Source organism: Salmonella sp. 32082101201600294FB01SM01 (assembly GCF_017572865.1).
Classification (GTDB): Bacteria; Pseudomonadota; Gammaproteobacteria; order Enterobacterales; family Enterobacteriaceae; genus Salmonella; species Salmonella enterica.
In genome coordinates this window covers 361,904-376,737 of sequence record NZ_JAGESB010000003.1, presented here as the reverse complement: position 1 = coordinate 376,737, position 14,834 = coordinate 361,904, and the positions used below count along the sequence as shown (strand labels likewise).

The window sequence follows — 14,834 nt, the reverse complement described above, 5'->3', positions numbered from 1 at the left end:
GCGGCTGACAACCGCTTATCCCGTCCTCTTTCAGAATGCCGTGATGGGGCAGTCTGAAACTAGCGGGAATTACGCCGGTTCAAAGGTACCTTTTACGCAGGCTTTCCCCTCATTGACCATGCGTTTGCCGCGCGCATACACCTGCTCAATGCGTAAATCTGCGCTAAAGACGAGCAGATCCGCATCGTTACCGGGACGGATTTCGCCTTTGCCGTCCAGACTGAGGAAGGCGGCTACGCTGGTCGTCAGCGGACGCAGAGCATCGGTCAGGCTGAATCCGTAGTGGTTAACCAGCGTCTGCAACGTCTCCAGCAAACTTTCGAAGCCCGCGACGCCGATGCCCGTCAGATTTCCGGCAGCGTCAAATAGCGGCTGGCTGCCGTTGCCGTCTGAACTGAGCGTCACCCGGGAAAGCGGGACGCCGGCTTTTACCGCTCTGGCAATGCCCTCCGCCGGCGCGACGGGATCCGGGATACTGGAGGTAATGTCGATCACGCCGCCTTTAAGCGCAAACGCCAGCGCCTGCTCGAAAAGAGATTCGCTACGGTTGACGTGGGTAGGCAGCAGTTTACCGATCGGCACGTCGCTGTGTTCCAGGATGTCATACAGCGGCTGTAACCCTTTTTTGCTGCTGCCCATATGAAAAACGCTGACACCGGGTTTGCCGCCCAGCAGGCCGCCAACGCGTGATTCGGCGGCCATGCTGGCGAGTTGATTCCCGCCGGGCGCGGCGGAACGGTGGTCGGAGACTGCGCATTTCACGCCAATGACGCGATCGATCAGCGCGACGTCTTTTTCTACCGAGCCAGTAATGGTCGGCGACGGAACGTGATAAGCGCCCGTGAGCATCCAGGCGGTGATCCCCTCCTCATTTAGCGCTCGCGTTTTGGCTAACAGCGACGCGGGATGACGGCTAACGGAGTCGGTGCCAAGCAGGCCGACGACCGTTGTTATCCCAGCTTCCGTCAGGCGGCTCAGGGAGACTTCCGGCGTCCGCGTCGTCGGCCCCGCTTCGCCGCCGCCGCCGATCAGATGAACGTGTTGGTCGATAAAACCCGGGCACAGCATACGACCGCTAAGATTAATCACCGCACAGTCCGGTACGATATCGCCGGGGATGTCAGCGCCGACGGCAATAATTTTGCCATTCGCGAGTAGAACATCACAGATGCCCCGGTCTTCTGGCGCAAACAGGTGCGCACCCTGTAACAAGGTAAACTCCGCGGCGGATAAATCAGGCATGATAACTCCTTATTAAACAATAAGCTGCATGACCCAGATCGACAGCAGCGCATTGATGGCGCAGACTGCGATAATATGCGGGTAATATTTGGCGTTGACTTCGGCAGTACCGAGACAGCGGCCGACATTCTGTACCGGGTTTCCCATCAGGTAAATGGCTGGCAGTAGTACGGTAACATCGTGGCCACTTAGCGCGCCGGCGGTAGCCAGACTGGCCGCCACGCCAACGGCGCCGCCCATACTCATCAGCGAAGCCAGAAGTACCGTAGCCGCTTCGCCGGGAAGCCCCCACAACGCCATCACGGGCTGGCAGATATGGCCTACCCAGTCGAGCAGACCGGTAATTTTCAGCGCCTGAATAATGACAAATGCCATGACGACATTGGGTAACAGGTTGGTCGTGGCGATGGTAAAACCGCGGCGTGCGCCATCGATAAACATATCCATGACATTCTTACGTACCTGAGTCGTCATGATTGGGCTCCTTGCGCAGGGTTACGGCGTTCTTCGATGTTAATCCAGATGCGCAAAAGGTTTGCGCCGATAAATTTGAATAGCAGAATGACCACCAGCGGAATGATGACTGACGTTCCCAGAAAGGCGAATACCGCAACGCCGGAGGAGAAATAGTTGGTGATAATAGCGCTGCCGCTGGTCTGCCAGGCGGCAAAAATCACTTTATCGCGTTCTGTGATTTCGCCTTCCTGCGCCAGCTCTTTGGTCATACCCGCCGCGGCGTCGGTATTTTGCAGGTTGGCGATCAGCGCCAGTGAGCAAATGCCGGGAATGCCAAGCAATGGTTTCAGGATGGGTGTCATCAATTGCTGCGCCGCCCGCAGACCGCCCAGTCCATCCGTAATCGCGATGATACCCAGAGAAAGGATAACCGACGGTGCCAGCTCCAGCGCAAAAAGGAAGCCATCTTTCGCGCCCGTTCCGCCCGCGCCGCGAAAGGTCTGCGTACCGGTCACATGACCGAATGACCCGTTGAGTACGGTAAAATCAAAAACGCGCCACCAGCCTTCGCTTCCGGAAAATACGCCGGAAAAGAAAATAATGGTGAGAAAAAACGCCAGGTATCCCTTTATCCCGACCTTTTCTGTATCAAGCGGCATGGCCGCCCCGTCCACTTGTTGCGCCATAGCGATCCCCGAATTTTTTTGATGATGTGTTGGTTGTAGCCACAGGCCAAAAAGCCCGAAACAGAAAGACCTTATCAGCCATAAGGGTAAGGACAAAATGCAAGTATGTATCGTGCTATGCGTTTCTTGCATGGCAGCGCGAAAAATCACCATCCTCGCTACTGCCGGAGGCGCGGGGAACCGTGGACGGTATAACGCGAGGTAAAAAAGCAAAGAAACAGGTGTTGACGCAGGCCGGAGCCGGGAGCAGGAAAAAGAGGAAATAAATTTGACGTTAGTCAATTTCACGCCACTTAATTATCGTTGTTAAAAAATAGGATTTTTTAACCTAAATTTTACTTTTTACTGTAATTTTTCACGCCTTAAGAGGAATTGTCACGGTCAGGTCAGTAGCCGCTGATGGGTCAGTTTGCGTCCTAAGAATCCTACGGGCAGGTAATAAAAAACGAATCATCTAATTAATTTCATGATGTGATTTATTTATAATTGTGATGATTTGAAAGGGCGCGATAATCATCATAATGGTATATATACCCAAAATAATTCGAGTTGCTTAAAGGCGGCAAGGGAGTGAGTCCCCAGGAGCATAGATAACGATGTGACTGGGGTGAGCAACGGCCCGTCAGGGCGAGGCCTATGGATGGGCCGGGTAATCCGTAGCCAACACATAATCCACTTGAAGTATGAAGGGTATATAAAATAATAGGCAGATTGATAACACCAAAAACCATAAAATAAGCATGGTTTTTAGTGTCATTTTTAACTTGAAATAACGTGTTGAGGATGTGCTATTAAAAACAGATCCGCATTGCGCCGCGAATAGCGTTAAAGATACAACCCGGTGCGGAGAGCGCGAGTTTACTCTACCGCTTATTCACGTATCACAAACCGTTTTTGTTTTATCTGCTGCGCGGCGCTGATCAGCGCGGCAAAAAAGAGCGCCGCGGCGCCGCAAAGCGTGGCGTTGATAATTGCCGACGCGCCATTGCCTGACAGACTGGCGGCGAGCGGACCGAGAATTTGCCCAATACCATACGTTAGCGTCACCAGGCCTAATAAATTAATATTGCCCGGCGCGCTGAGCTGTCGGGCAAGCGGCATCACCAGCGAGGTTGTGCCCATAAACGTGGCGCCAAAACCAATACTGCTCAGTATTAACAGCAACAACGAGTCGCTGGCGAGAGACAGCAGCACGCAGGCGCTCTGGATCAACAGGTTCGCGGTCAGGCATGGCAGGACGCCCCAATGTTTTGCCGCCCACAGCCAGCCGAAGCAGCCGGGAATGATCGCCAGGCCGACCAACGACCAAAGGTGCGCCGTGAGTAGCGGAGAGCCCGCGCTTTTCGCCATCAGCGGCAAATAGGTAGCGACAATGATGTAGCCGAATCCGGCGAAACCGTACAACAGCGCCAGTTGCCACCAGGGCATAGGCTGATTTTCGATTCTTGCTAAGGGCGCAGGCGGCAGCGCATGAGCGCGGGGGGGAGTCAACATTGCCACGATTAATAGCAATATACCGGCGAGCGCTCCGGCCCCCAGCCATAGCGAATGGGCCGAAAGCGCATAATGTAAACCGCCAATGACATATTCGTTGCCCAGTGCAATCCCGGCCCCGACGCCGGAAAAGAGCGCGGCGATCACAAACGGATGGCGGGTATGATGCAACACAATCATTGATCCAAAAATCATCATTCCCGCACTCGCGACGCCTGCCAGGAAGCGCACCAACATGACGACCGCGGGCTGAGTAAATATCGCCATAGACAGAATAAGAATACCGGTGGCGACCGCCGAAGCCAGCAGCATGGGGCGTAGACGAGAGGGGAGATGAAAAAGGCCAAAGGAAAACAGTAAGCTTCCCGCCAGGTACCCTGCATAATTGGCGCTGGCAATCCAGGAGAGTTGGTTAAACGTTAGCTGCTTTTCCGCCAGCATTACCGGCAGCATGGGCGTATACAGAAAGCGGCCAACTCCCATCCCCAGCGTCAATACCACCATACCGAAAAGCGCCGTAAAAATGGGATGGCGAGGTGAAGCGCTCTGAGCATGAACCATGGTTTTTCTCTTTGCTAAAGTAAGGCAGGAATGCCGGATTGTTGTTGTAAATGATAATAAAAAGTAAAATTAATGTTTCAAATTTGCAAGAAAAGAAAGTGAAGCGCAGGCGAATAACGGATTGAGAAGAGGGGCATCGGTGGGAAATAGCATTAAATTAATGCCTCCCACGTGCGGGGTTTGGCAGTTAATCTGAACGAGAATTGCGCCTTCCCCTTCTTAGATACTGAGCAGTGCCGGTATTTGCGACAGTAAATATAACACCAGACCGATAGCGCCGCCGACCAGCGTGCCGTTCACGCGGATAAACTGCAAATCTTTACCGATATTAAGCTCAATCTGCTGCGACATATCGCGCGCATCCCAGCCTTTTACGGTATCGCTGATGTGGCGCGTCAGGAAGGCGGCGAATTCCGGTGCGACGCGGTGCGCGGCCTGTTCCAGATGACCGTTAAGCGAGGCGCGTAATGCGTCGTCGGCGATCAGCGTCTCGCCAAACCATTGTCCGGCATGAGCGATGCGCTGCTTTACCTTCGAGTCTTCGGCGTTGATATCTGTTTTTAACCACTGACGTAGATCCGCCCAGATCTCGCCGAGATAACGGTTAAACGCCTCATCTTCCTTCAGGTAACTTTTAATGTTTTCTGCCCGGGCAGCCATTTCCGGATCATGTTTAAGTTTATCGATCAGCTTATACGTCGCGCGATCGAAGGCATGACGAATCTGATGCGCGCGGTCGTGACTGATATCATCCAGCAGAGAATTTACCGCGTCGGAGACCAGTTCAGCGCTGTGTTCTCCCAGCCATTCGGTCGGCAGAATCTTCGCTTTTAACGGATGCTCGGTCTCCAGCCAGTGTATGATCTGTCTGGCGATAAATGTTCGGGAACTGTCACGCTGTAACAGGGCGATAAGCTGGGCGATCAGCGTATCGAGTAACACTTGGTGACGATCGTTTTTGGTCATGCTTTCCAGCATCAGGGCGCTGGTGCCGGAAAGATCCACTTTATCAATCGCTTTATGTACCGCTCGCTTGAGCAGCCGCTGAATACGGGCGTCATCGGTTAGTTCCAGAAAGCCGCTCATAATTTGCAGCAGATGCTGCCCGACCCGGCTGGCGTTGCCCGGCTGGCTGAACCAGTTTCCGATAAGCAGCGCGGGTTCATGGCGGCGGATTAGCGCGATCAGCGACTGCGTATCAAGGAACTTCTCCTGCACAAATTGCCCAAGATTTTCGCCGATTCGGTCTTTATTACGGGGAATAATCGCCGTATGTCGTGAAATAAACGGAATGGGAATGCGGCGAAATAGTGCCACCACGGCAAACCAGTCCGCCAGCGCGCCAACCATCGCCGCTTCGGCAATAGCTTTTACGCCCAGCACCCAGAAACTGGGCGGCAGGAAAAGCGTGGTTACAAACGTCGCGGCGGCTATCAGCAACAGTGAGAGCGCCAGGCGTTTGGCGCGTTTGAGTTCGGCGATTTTATTCATAGGGTTAAGGATAGAGCCAGACGGCAGGAACGTGCAAAAAACATCAGATTATCCTGTGCCGGATAAGCCTCTATCCGGCAGAGTAGTTACTTCTCAGCGGCCAGTTCTGCCGCCTCATGCTGGCGCACGCGCTGTAATAATGTCGCCAGGGTGAAGACCACAATCACCCCGGCCACCGCTGCCAGCAGGTGAAACGGCAGTCTCCCGCCGTGAAACCACAGCCAGCGGCCAACTTCGACCGACACCGCCATCACCGTCAGAATCACCATGTTCAGCGAGGCCGAAACCGTCCCTTTTGGCAAGTTGTTGGAGAAAAGCGTGAAGCGAAACAGCGTCGGGAAAATCATGCCAATGCCGAACGCGTACAGGCTGGTGCCCAGCACAGACCAAAGCCAGACGTGCGGCAGAAGAAGATTACCGAGGAGCAATGTCGCCAGCCCGCTTAACTGGATTGGTACGGCGCGCCAGATAAAACGCGGTCGGGTTGGATCTTTCACCAGGCGCACAACGATCATATTGGCCACGATCACCGCGCCGAATACGGGCACCTGCGCCCAGGCGAATTGCGAAGTACTCATCCCGCCGGCATCGATCAGGATCACCGGCGACACCGCCACCCAGCTCATCATCGGGATATAGCTCAACGACAGCGTCGCCGCCCCGGTGAGAAAAATCGGGTTGCGAAACACATTACGAAAATCGCGCAGTACGCTCACCGCACTGAACGGCACCGCGCCGCGTTGCACCGTTTCTGGCATCGCCAGCAGCAGGCCGCACAACGCCAACAGTCCCATCACCGCAATAATACCGAACAGCACCTTCCAGTGAACGAAGTGCATCAGCGCGGCGCCGGAGAGCGGGCCGATAACCGGAGCGACCAGCACAATGGAGGTAATAATCGCCATCAGCTTAATGGCTTTGGTTTGACCGAAAGCCTCCTGTACCGTGACGTAGCCGACCGTTGCGATAAAGCAAATGCTGGTGCCCTGCACAAAACGGGCAACCAGAAACTGCGTCATTGAGGTCGTCAACAGCGTTGCCGCGCAGGCGAGAGTAAAAATTAATGCCCCTGCGATCAGCACTGGCCGGCGGCCAATCCTGTCGGATAGCGGCCCCAGAAGCCATTGCAACGCCATTCCTCCCGCCAGATAGAGACTGACCGAGGCCGGCGCAAGACTGACGTCAGCATTAAAATCGCGCACGACGTTAATGATGCCAGGCTGAATCAGATCCGTCGTCAGATAGGCGGCAAAATCGTACAAAATCAGCGCCATCGGGAAAAATAACGTTGTGGCGCGTTGGGAGAAAAACTGAATAATCCGTTGCATAAAAAATGCGCTCCATGTCGGAGAACCCCATGATGGGACAGCGAAACTCAATACCGTCATCGTGACGTCAGGCTGGCGATGGAAACAGCGGCTGCGGATGTACTGAATTTCATGTAATCAAAAACGCTGCCGGTGAAAACACAGACAGGAAGAGACGCGTTCTGCATCTCGTCAGAACGTGTGGCGATTACAGATAACAATCAGCACATCACACCTCGGGAAATTTACGTTGCACGGAAAATATACACATTAAGTGTAATTAAATTTTGATGTTAATCAAAAGAGTTTGTTTGGTTAATAAAGATAAAGGCAGGGCGCGCAGACTGGCGTTTTGCGTGTTCAGTTCCGAAAATGCATGTGCATTACAGATAACAGGATTTATCTTCCGTCGCGCCTCGCAATGCTGAAAAGGTACGGATGAGAAAGGAATTTTCAGGAGGTAGAGTCGCAGCATCCTGGTTTGGGGTGATGGAGCGCCATGAAAAAATCGACGACCTCAACACCGCATGATGCGGTGTTTAAAACCTTTTTGCGCCACCCGGAAACCGCCCGCGATTTTATGGAGATTCATCTGCCGGTGTCGTTACGCCAGCTTTGCGACCTGCGGACGCTAAAGCTGGAACCCGGCAGTTTTATTGAAAAAAATCTGCGAGCCTATTATTCCGATGTGCTTTGGTCGCTGAAAACGCGCGAGGGCGACGGTTATATCTATGTCGTGATTGAACATCAGAGCACGCCGGATGCGCATATGGCGTTTCGGCTGATGCGGTATGCGATGGCGGCGATGCAGCAGCATCTGGATGCGGGGCATAAGCATCTTCCGCTGGTGGTGCCGATGCTGTTTTATCACGGTGTTGATAGCCCGTATCCTTTTTCGCTGTGCTGGCTGGATGAGTTTGCGAACCCGGAAGTGGCAAGAAGACTCTATGCCGCTGCCTTTCCGCTGGTCGACACTACGGTGGTATCGGATGATGACATTATGCAGCACCGCCGCATTGCGCTGCTGGAGCTCATCCAAAAACATATCCGCCAGCGCGACCTGCTGGGACTGGTTGAACGGATTGCTTCGCTGTTAGTTACTGGTTGCGCTAATGACAGGCAGCTTAAAGCGCTGTTTAATTATCTTATGATTCAGCACGGACATACGCCTCGTTTCACCACGTTTATTCGTGATGTGGTAGGGCATGTCCCGCACACTAAGGAGAGACTGATGACGCTGATAGAGAGGATCCGCGCAGCGGATCGCAGAAAAGGGGAACGGCAAGGAAGACAGGTTGGTCTGGAGGAAGGGCTGGAAAAAGGGCTGGAAAAAGGTCAGCGTGTTGCCGCATTGCGTATCGCCAGACAGATGCTGGCGGACGGACTTGACCGCGAGACTGTCCAGCGGTTCACCGGCCTTACGGCTGAAGAGCTTCAGGATGTTAGCCACTAACGCGGTTCCAGTCTGAATGTTGCAGGCCCGGTGATCGCCGGGCAACGCTCTCTATAATTATCGCTGATAACCGCACGAATATACCGAACTTTACCGATAGCGCCAGCCATCTCTACTACCCTTATTGTTCTGAGCGGCATTTACGGCTGCCTTAATGACGATAACAAGGAGACATGTGATATGGCTTACCAGACAGTGAATCCTGCCAATAATCAGCTCATTAAAGAGTATCCCCCGGACACGGACGCGGATATTGAAGCCGCGCTGCAAAAAGCTGACGCGCTCTATCACTCCGACTGGTCCAAAGGAGAGATTGACCAACGTCTGCCGGTACTGCATAAACTGGCTGACTTGATCGACAGCCGTGTTGAAGAACTGGCAAAAATCGCCAGCCAGGAGATGGGTAAGCTCATCGAGCAGAGCCGTGGCGAAGTCAAACTGTGCGCGCAGATCGCTCGCTATTATGCGGATAACGCGAAGCAGTTTCTTGCCCCGGTGCCTTATAAAACCGAGTTTGGCGACGCGTGGGTAGAACATCATCCGATTGGCGTCATCATGGCCGTTGAGCCGTGGAACTTCCCGTACTATCAGTTGATGCGTGTGCTGGCGCCGAACCTGGCCGCAGGTAACCCGGTGCTGGCGAAACATGCCAGCATCGTACCGCACTGTGCCGAGACGTTTGCCCATCTGGTGCGTGAAGCTGGCGCGCCGGACGGCGCATGGACCAACCTGTTTATTTCCTCCGATCAGGTGGCGAACATCATCGCCGACCCGCGCGTGCAGGGCGCGGCGCTGACCGGATCTGAAAAAGCGGGGAGCGCCGTGGCGGCACAGGCGGCGAAGCACATTAAAAAATCGACGCTGGAACTGGGCGGGAACGATGTGTTCGTCGTGCTGGACGATGCCGACCTTGAGAAAGCGGTGAAAATTGGCGTACAGGCACGGCTCACTAATGCGGGGCAGGTATGTACGGCGGCGAAGCGCTTTATCCTGCATGAGAAAATCGCCGATCAATTCCTCAGCCAGTTCACCGAGGCGTTCAGGAAGGTGAAGGTGGGGGATCAGATGGACGCTTCTACCGAACTGGGGCCGCTGTCGTCGAAAGATGCGCTGGAAACATTGACCAGACAGGTCGAGGAAGCGGTGAAAAATGGCGCGACGCTGCACGTTGGCGGCAAGCCGCTGGAAAGCAAAGGCAACTTCTTTGAGCCGACCATTCTGACCCACATTACGCGTGACAATCCGGCGTACTTTGAAGAGTTCTTCGGCCCGGTGGCGCAGATGTATGTGGTGAAAGACGATGACGAGGCGGTAAAGCTCGCCAACGATTCCCACTACGGTCTGGGCGGCGCGGTGTTTAGTCAGGATATTGAGCGTGCTAAACGCATGGCCTCCCGGATTGAAACCGGGATGGTTTATATCAACTGGCTGACCGACACCGCAGCGGAGCTGCCGTTCGGCGGCGTTAAGCGTTCGGGCTTCGGACGCGAGCTATCGGATCTGGGGATTAAGGAGTTTGTGAACCAGAAGCTGGTAGTGGTGCGCCGCTAATCCCTGTTGCCCCTCTGAAAACGGGAGGGGCCTGGCTTTTTTGCAGCGAAGGACGCGGATCTTAAATCAGAACGAAATAAGCGAACAAAACCCCCTCAATTGCCCTCCTTATTTATCCACGTTGTACTAACCGTGCTTTTTATCCCGGTATTGTTTGTACAGACATTCATGATGCCCGCATTTTCTGTTCTATGCGGAGGCCGGTATGGAATTTTACGAGAACCGCCCCAGACAACCATTCATTGGCTTTGTGCAGCTCAGACGGGCGCTAAAAAGGTGGTGGCTGCGTAAGCGGGCCTGTCAGGCGCTGCGGCGAATGAGTGACGAGCAGTTAAGGGATATCGGGTTGGAAAGGAAGGATGTGGAATAGTGGATCTATTCAAGGGCAATAGTAGTTAAAGGATTTTATGATATATTACTATGCCCTTATGTTATGCGTGCTCACTATTTTATATCATTAATATTAATATCATTAATCTTTTTCTCAATATATTTTTCTGGTTTTACCTTAGTTTTTTGCTCAATTGCATGATATTTTTCCTTATCAATGGTTATAGTCATTTTTTCTTTTTTGTTAAATATGCATGGAATGATAATGGCGGCTGCAATTATCAGTAACATTATTATGGCTGCATGAATTTTGCTTTTAGGAAATCCTTTTAATTGAGTACACAGGATTGTTATACATTTATGTATAAGATAAGGGAAGGATAGAAATAAAACAAATGGGTAAGCAAAATTCATGGCATGTTTTCCATAGTAATTATTATTTATTATCAGCGAACCAATACAGAATGCCATCATACAAAATAGAGATATTCCGAAAGATAAGAAGGATATAACGAAAGAACCTTGCATAATTCTTTTATGTAACTCTTTCAAAATATTATTTGTAAGCTTCTCTAGTTTAGTGTTATTACAAACAACTACCAGCATCGCAAAAAAAATCTCACATAAGGCAAGCGAAAATAACGTATTGAAGACCATGTAATTCATCAGCGTTTCGAAAAATATACTTTGCTGAAGATAGTATGGTAATAGTGCATTGACCTCCATAAATAAAGTACATAGAAATCCCAGGATGATATAAAAAATTAATCCTTCATTTCTCCAAAGCGTAATGTTTTCTTTTACTTTTAGCTGCATGGTTTCCCTTCAATCATTGATATTAATTATAATTAAAGCTGGCAAGGGTTCTTTGCCAGCTTATTTTATGTATTTACTTAGATCCTGCCATCACGCTGATAAACGCCTGCACCTGCTTTTGCTTACGCGCCGATAGCTTGCACACCTGGCGCAGCGACTGCATCAAATCGCTTTCTTCTGGTTGCGGCTGCTGTGCGCTGAGCACAATACAGCCGTTCATCACCTTTACATCGACCTGCGTACCGGTGGTAAACCCGGCGTCTTCCAGCCACTGACCTTTCAGGGTAATAGCGGGAATACGGTTGTAATCCGGGTAGCGGCTCGCATAACTCACGGTCAAGTGACGGTTATTTGTCGGGGAGACTTCAGGATCGGTGAATTCTGCAATAGAATGCGGGGTAGTCATGGTCTCTATTCCTGTTTAATAGGGATTGTGATTAGCGGTGCGGGCGTGTTGGCGCACGCTCGCACCGCGCTAAATACCTGGATATATCATCAGTAAATAAAAGAAAAGTCCAGCTGAAAATCAATGAAAATAAGCCGCTGGATGAGAGGTGATATTATATTTGGTGATGAGAATAAAGCGGCTATTTAGCCACTTTATTGGTGTCCGAGAGTGGGTTAATTTATGGCGGCGTCGGCATTATAAGAAGGAAAGGGTTCGAATGATGCAGACCCTATTCATCTGCCCCTCATTGATTTAACTTGTAATGAACTGCCACACAATCCAGCAGCCAAAGGCGATCAGAATGCCGCCGGCGGCGCGTTCAATTTTCCAGACAAGATTACCCAGACGACCTTGAATTTGCGGCAGGGCGATAAGCGTTATCAGCAGCAGATCCCAGAGTAACACTACGCTGGTCATCCAGATTCCACATATGGCCTGCTGTGTAACGGTCACGTTTGGGCCCAGCAGGGCGGTCATTAGCGCCAGATAAAACAGAGCATTTTTCGGATTCAACAGCGATGAACCTAGCCCCAGTAATAGTTGTTTTGCCAGTGACGGACATGCCGATGCGGCGTACCGCCACTCCAGCGGCCCGGCGCGGCTTTTCAACAGTTGACGGCCCACCCATAGCAGGTAGGCGGCACCCAATAGTTCGATGATGGTAAAGAGCAGCGGCGTCTGACGTAGTAGCCCTGACCCAATCACCACCAGCAGAATATAGAGCCCATTTCCCGCCGCAATGCCGAGGCACAGCCCGACGCTACCGCGCAGCCGATAGCGTACGGCGTAACCGACCAGCAAAAAGAAGTCCGGACCCGGGCTGAGCAGCGCCATAAAATGCGCCAGCGCCAGTGCGGGAAACGCCGGAGGAAATAACGTTGTAACCTGTTCCATAGTAACCTCAGTGATGATACTGAGGTCAGCCTATACCTGCGGATGCGCTATTTATTGTCGGATATTGATCTGTTCTGCGCGTACTGACGCGGCGTTGCCGCCGTGTAGCTGACGAAGGTTTTGTGGAAATGACTTTGATCGGCGAAACCGGTCTGATAGGCAACATCGGCAATATCGTCCCCGGCGCGCAATCGGTGCCGGGCATATTCAATGCGGGCCATATTGGTAAAGCTGACAGGAGTCAGGCCTGTATCCTGCTTAAAAGTGCGAATCAGAGTCTCCTTACGGAGCGCAAACTCCTGCGCCAGTGTGTCCAGCGTCGGCGGTTCCTGAAGGTTGCTGACTAAGCGGGCAACCAACTGGCGGCTGATGGCGCATGGCGGTTCGGCGTCGGCGCTTTGTAGCGGCAGGGCGCGCAACAGGTGGATAATAAGCGCCGGAAGTCCGGCGGTTTGCTGCTGAGTAATAGACGTCACAATTTGCTGATAAAGCTGGAAAAGCTGCGGGTTCTGCAACTGTGGCTGCGTGGTATGCAGGCGGCTATTCGCCGGCAAATGGGGGAGCTGCGTCAGGCACCAGTCCGCATCGAGATACAGCATATGATAGCTGCGTGGTCGCTCGTGGAGCGGGTTACAACTGTGTGGAGATTGCGGGGGGATCAGGATCAGCTCGCCGGGGCGTAACAGATACTCTTGTCCGTTACTGATGCAGCGGGTTTCTCCGGCGATAATTGCGCCCAGCGACAGTTGCGGGTGGCTGTGGCGCTTATAGGCCTGACGGCTTTCACTGGTGGTACGTAGCTCCAGCCACGGCAGTTGTGGCAGACGCCAGAAGCGTTGGTGAATATCTCGGATAAGGGGCATACAATCTCCTGTGCGGCCCGGCTTTTCTGCGCCCGTTTACTTCCTTAACCCCGCAAATGCCGCTCTGATCTCGTCTTCCGGCAACTGGATCCCGATAAATACCAGCGTGCTGTGCGGCGTTTCGTCGCCCCACGGTCTGTCCCAGTCGGCGCTGTAGAGACGCTGCACGCCCTGGAACAGCAGACGGTTGGGTTCGCCGTCGATCCACAGCATCCCTTTGTAACGCAGCAGTTTATCCGCTGATTCCAGCAGCAGGTTTTCCATCACCCGCGAAACCTCGCTGATATCCACCGGGTAATCCAGCTCCACCACAATTGACGACACATCGTTCTGTTTATCGGCAATAAAGTGGAAACGCGGTTGGCTTGCCAGCACGTTCTCTTCCAGCATAAAGCCGCTGGTATTAAACAACTGACTCAGGTCAATATCGCCGTGTACCACGGTATAAACCGGGGCGCGGGCGTTGATACGCGCCAGCCGCTCGCGCAGTTTCTCGCTGTCGCCTGCCACGTCGGTTTTGGTCAGCAGGATACGGTCGGCGTAGCCTATCTGCGACTGGGCGATGGTGAACTGGTTCATCTGCTCGTTAGCGTGCACCGCGTCGACCAGCGCAATCACGCCGTCTAACAGGTAGCGTTCGCATAATACGTCATGGGAGAAAAAGGTCTGAATAATCGGGCCGGGGTCAGCCATGCCGGTGCATTCAATTACCAGGCGGTCGAAAGCAATATCGCCGCGGTCGCGGCTGTCGAGCAGGTCTAATAGCGCATCTTCCAACTCGTTGGAGCGGGTACAGCAGATGCAGCCGTTAGTCAGGGTTTTGATCTGTGTGGCGCGATCGCCAATCAGTTGATCGTCAACGGAGACTTCGCCAAATTCGTTTTCGATAACGGCGATTTTAAAACCATGTTGTTCGTTGAGGATATGGCGTAGTAGGGTGGTTTTGCCGGCACCAAGAAAACCGGTAAGTAGGGTAACTGCAATCGGGGTCATAGTCTCTCCATTAACAACAGCGCATACCGCCTTTGCCATCGCCGCCGTAACGTGCTTGCTGACGTTCGCGGAAGAACTCTTCATAGGTCATGTACGGCTTGTCGGGATGGTTGGTTTTCATGTGCTCGACATAGTTGTCGTAGTCCGGAATACCAATCAACATTTTTGCCGCCTGGCCGAGATATTTTTTTGCCTGACCTAAAGTATCAAACATTCTGCCGTCCTGTTAATGAATAAAGCCGGATGGCG

16 protein-coding genes are annotated in these 14,834 nt (G+C 52.7%); 3 read left to right on the top strand and 13 right to left on the bottom strand.

The window, feature by feature from the left end; genetic code table 11:
* Nucleotides 1-69: 69 nt before the first annotated feature.
* The 6 genes from iadA to mdtM form a co-directional block, all read right to left on the bottom strand.
* On the bottom strand, nt 70-1,242 hold the full coding sequence (iadA, locus tag J4645_RS15020; RefSeq protein ID WP_023214701.1) for a beta-aspartyl-peptidase: 1,173 nt from the start codon (nt 1,240-1,242) through the stop codon (nt 70-72).
* Between the two features lie 12 nt (nt 1,243-1,254).
* Nucleotides 1,255-1,716 (bottom strand): YjiG family protein, encoded by a 462-nt coding sequence (locus J4645_RS15015; protein WP_000211979.1) that lies wholly within the window; start codon nt 1,714-1,716, stop codon nt 1,255-1,257.
* Nucleotides 1,713-2,384: a nucleoside recognition domain-containing protein gene (locus tag J4645_RS15010; RefSeq protein ID WP_000068751.1), complete on the bottom strand. Its 672-nt coding sequence runs from the start codon at nt 2,382-2,384 to the stop codon at nt 1,713-1,715. Before J4645_RS15010 ends, J4645_RS15015 begins: the two co-directional genes overlap by 4 nt.
* A gap of 870 nt (nt 2,385-3,254) precedes the next feature.
* The gene (locus tag J4645_RS15005) at nt 3,255-4,439 is read right to left on the bottom strand and encodes an MFS transporter (protein WP_023214702.1); all 1,185 of its coding nucleotides are present in this window, start codon (nt 4,437-4,439) and stop codon (nt 3,255-3,257) included.
* 219 nt (nt 4,440-4,658) lie between these two features.
* Entirely contained in the window at nt 4,659-5,930 is a 1,272-nt protein-coding gene (locus J4645_RS15000) for a DUF445 domain-containing protein (protein ID WP_023214703.1), read from the bottom strand.
* 86 nt (nt 5,931-6,016) lie between these two features.
* Nucleotides 6,017-7,258 (bottom strand): multidrug efflux MFS transporter MdtM, encoded by a 1,242-nt coding sequence (gene mdtM / locus J4645_RS14995; protein ID WP_001188918.1) that lies wholly within the window; start codon nt 7,256-7,258, stop codon nt 6,017-6,019.
* Between the two features lie 478 nt (nt 7,259-7,736).
* On the opposite strand from mdtM, the gene J4645_RS14990 reads away from it, so the two are divergent.
* Together J4645_RS14990 and J4645_RS14985 are read left to right on the top strand one after the other, a co-directional pair.
* On the top strand, nt 7,737-8,690 hold the full coding sequence (locus J4645_RS14990) for an Rpn family recombination-promoting nuclease/putative transposase (protein WP_023214704.1): 954 nt from the start codon (nt 7,737-7,739) through the stop codon (nt 8,688-8,690).
* Between the two features lie 180 nt (nt 8,691-8,870).
* On the top strand, nt 8,871-10,241 hold the full coding sequence (locus tag J4645_RS14985; RefSeq protein WP_001647386.1) for an NAD-dependent succinate-semialdehyde dehydrogenase: 1,371 nt from the start codon (nt 8,871-8,873) through the stop codon (nt 10,239-10,241).
* Between the two features lie 95 nt (nt 10,242-10,336).
* On the opposite strand, the gene J4645_RS14980 is transcribed toward J4645_RS14985, so the two are convergent.
* On the bottom strand, nt 10,337-10,480 hold the full coding sequence (locus tag J4645_RS14980) for a hypothetical protein (RefSeq protein WP_001647387.1): 144 nt from the start codon (nt 10,478-10,480) through the stop codon (nt 10,337-10,339).
* Here J4645_RS14980 and yjiS point away from each other — a divergent pair.
* Nucleotides 10,447-10,611 carry a DUF1127 domain-containing protein YjiS gene (yjiS, locus tag J4645_RS14975; RefSeq protein WP_000397917.1) on the top strand — a complete coding sequence of 55 codons (165 nt, stop codon included), beginning with the start codon at nt 10,447-10,449 and terminating at the stop codon, nt 10,609-10,611. The genes J4645_RS14980 and yjiS overlap by 34 nt on opposite strands.
* A 74-nt stretch (nt 10,612-10,685) precedes the next feature.
* Here yjiS and J4645_RS14970 read toward each other — a convergent pair whose 3' ends face one another.
* From J4645_RS14970 to J4645_RS14945, 6 genes are all read right to left on the bottom strand, one after another.
* Nucleotides 10,686-11,387, bottom strand: a complete 702-nt coding sequence (locus J4645_RS14970) for a hypothetical protein (protein ID WP_208208988.1) — start codon at nt 11,385-11,387, stop codon at nt 10,686-10,688.
* 73 nt (nt 11,388-11,460) lie between these two features.
* On the bottom strand, nt 11,461-11,793 hold the full coding sequence (symE, locus tag J4645_RS14965; RefSeq protein ID WP_001647389.1) for an endoribonuclease SymE: 333 nt from the start codon (nt 11,791-11,793) through the stop codon (nt 11,461-11,463).
* Between the two features lie 294 nt (nt 11,794-12,087).
* Entirely contained in the window at nt 12,088-12,729 is a 642-nt protein-coding gene (locus tag J4645_RS14960) for a LysE family translocator (RefSeq protein WP_000438685.1), read from the bottom strand.
* A 47-nt stretch (nt 12,730-12,776) separates the two neighbouring features.
* Nucleotides 12,777-13,592 (bottom strand): AraC family transcriptional regulator, encoded by an 816-nt coding sequence (locus tag J4645_RS14955; RefSeq protein WP_023214705.1) that lies wholly within the window; start codon nt 13,590-13,592, stop codon nt 12,777-12,779.
* A gap of 36 nt (nt 13,593-13,628) precedes the next feature.
* Nucleotides 13,629-14,585 carry a GTPase gene (gene yjiA / locus J4645_RS14950; protein WP_000187838.1) on the bottom strand — a complete coding sequence of 319 codons (957 nt, stop codon included), beginning with the start codon at nt 14,583-14,585 and terminating at the stop codon, nt 13,629-13,631.
* Nucleotides 14,586-14,595: 10 nt separating this feature from the next.
* Nucleotides 14,596-14,799 (bottom strand): YbdD/YjiX family protein, encoded by a 204-nt coding sequence (locus J4645_RS14945; RefSeq protein WP_000460616.1) that lies wholly within the window; start codon nt 14,797-14,799, stop codon nt 14,596-14,598.
* Between the last annotated feature and the right edge of the window lie 35 nt (nt 14,800-14,834).

Bases quoted from the DNA above. Each gene is read 5' to 3' on its own strand.
- J4645_RS15005 (WP_023214702.1), bottom strand. From the start codon at position 4,439: ATGGTTCATGCTCAGAGCGCTTCACCTCGCCATCCCATTTTTACGGCG.
- J4645_RS15000 (WP_023214703.1), bottom strand. From the start codon at position 5,930: ATGAATAAAATCGCCGAACTCAAACGCGCCAAACGCCTGGCGCTCTCA.
- symE (WP_001647389.1), bottom strand. From the start codon at position 11,793: ATGACTACCCCGCATTCTATTGCAGAATTCACCGATCCTGAAGTCTCC.
- yjiS (WP_000397917.1), top strand. From the start codon at position 10,447: ATGGAATTTTACGAGAACCGCCCCAGACAACCATTCATTGGCTTTGTG.
- mdtM (WP_001188918.1), bottom strand. From the start codon at position 7,258: ATGCAACGGATTATTCAGTTTTTCTCCCAACGCGCCACAACGTTATTT.
- J4645_RS15015 (WP_000211979.1), bottom strand. From the start codon at position 1,716: ATGACGACTCAGGTACGTAAGAATGTCATGGATATGTTTATCGATGGC.
- J4645_RS15010 (WP_000068751.1), bottom strand. From the start codon at position 2,384: ATGGCGCAACAAGTGGACGGGGCGGCCATGCCGCTTGATACAGAAAAG.
- J4645_RS14985 (WP_001647386.1), top strand. From the start codon at position 8,871: ATGGCTTACCAGACAGTGAATCCTGCCAATAATCAGCTCATTAAAGAG.
- J4645_RS14955 (WP_023214705.1), bottom strand. From the start codon at position 13,592: ATGCCCCTTATCCGAGATATTCACCAACGCTTCTGGCGTCTGCCACAA.
- J4645_RS14960 (WP_000438685.1), bottom strand. From the start codon at position 12,729: ATGGAACAGGTTACAACGTTATTTCCTCCGGCGTTTCCCGCACTGGCG.
- yjiA (WP_000187838.1), bottom strand. From the start codon at position 14,585: ATGACCCCGATTGCAGTTACCCTACTTACCGGTTTTCTTGGTGCCGGC.
- J4645_RS14970 (WP_208208988.1), bottom strand. From the start codon at position 11,387: ATGCAGCTAAAAGTAAAAGAAAACATTACGCTTTGGAGAAATGAAGGA.
- J4645_RS14945 (WP_000460616.1), bottom strand. From the start codon at position 14,799: ATGTTTGATACTTTAGGTCAGGCAAAAAAATATCTCGGCCAGGCGGCA.
- J4645_RS14980 (WP_001647387.1), bottom strand. From the start codon at position 10,480: ATGGTTGTCTGGGGCGGTTCTCGTAAAATTCCATACCGGCCTCCGCAT.
- iadA (WP_023214701.1), bottom strand. From the start codon at position 1,242: ATGCCTGATTTATCCGCCGCGGAGTTTACCTTGTTACAGGGTGCGCAC.
- J4645_RS14990 (WP_023214704.1), top strand. From the start codon at position 7,737: ATGAAAAAATCGACGACCTCAACACCGCATGATGCGGTGTTTAAAACC.